General features: G+C 42.2%; 1 protein-coding gene. It reads right to left on the bottom strand.

All coding sequences use genetic code 11. The features are described 5' to 3' along the window. Positions 1-1,045, bottom strand: a 1,045-nt coding sequence (locus ACNART_RS17805; protein ID WP_416303676.1) for a phage tail tape measure C-terminal domain-containing protein, incomplete at both ends; no start/stop codon positions are given.

Genomic DNA, 1,045 nt, shown 5'->3' with positions numbered 1-1,045 from the left:
ACCCGTTAAAGCAAAATCGGCTAATGCATCAGACATATTATTAAGGGCATTGGTAGTGACGTTTCTAACGTTCTCCATCACATCCATGGCCGACTCACTGAAATCCGATAAGCCTTGTTTTAATCCCGCCATCGGATCACCTTTCATGGCTTCTCGCTTCCTAAGCTCTGCCTCAATTTGCTGTTTAGTGAGTTCGACATTGCGTTGTAAGTTCGCCAACTCTTTTTCGCCTAAATCCACACTGGCTTGCTGATACAGCACATCAATCTGACGAAGGGCATTGAGCTTTTCTTGCTCTGCGCGTGACTTTCCTATCAAGGTGGTTTCAAATTGCATCTGCTCAATTTCTTTACCGCGATCATAAGCAAATTGCGCGACCGAGTTGGCACGCGCCAGATCATCAATGGCTTTCGCTTTTTCTTTTATCGTCTCAATCGCTTTGGGATCGATTTTTAAGATGGCATCAAACTTGTCTTTATTCTGTTTGATATCGGCTAATGCGGATGTGTATTCATTAAAGGAAGAGGTAGTGCCATACAGCTGAATGCTTTGTCCATCCGCAATCAGTGAGGCTTGTTTTTCCTCTAATTCCGTCAAGATTTTGGTGTATTGTTTGGCATAATCAATGGTGGATTTTGGTGTTTTGGGTGGCTTAATTTTTTTAGACTGTAAAGCAAGTTGGGCTTCAATTTCAGCTTGTAACGCTTTGTCATACCCCATCATGTCCGGTGTGATTTTTCTACTCGCCAATACATCTTCGGCGTTGAGTTTGGCTAAAGCTTTGCCCGTTGCTTTAGATTTTTCAATAGTACGAAGAGAAGCATCGATTGATTTTTGCGCATCATCAGAAATCACAATTAACGATTGTGCCGAAAACTGCTGTTGCTCTTGGGTAGCTGAACGAATGGATTGCGCTAAATTATCAAAAGCAGAACCTTGTAGATGGAGTTTACCAATCAATTCATCAGATTTTACGGAAGCATCGTAAATACGGCTGGCATAAAGCGCATAGGCATTAGAGACCATCCCATTTTTTTGAACTTCC

The organism is Proteus sp. LHD240705 (assembly GCF_047921555.1).
GTDB lineage: Bacteria > Pseudomonadota > Gammaproteobacteria > Enterobacterales > Enterobacteriaceae > Proteus.
The sequence above is the reverse complement of the archived record's forward strand: the minus strand, read 5'-3'. Positions and strand labels throughout refer to the sequence as shown.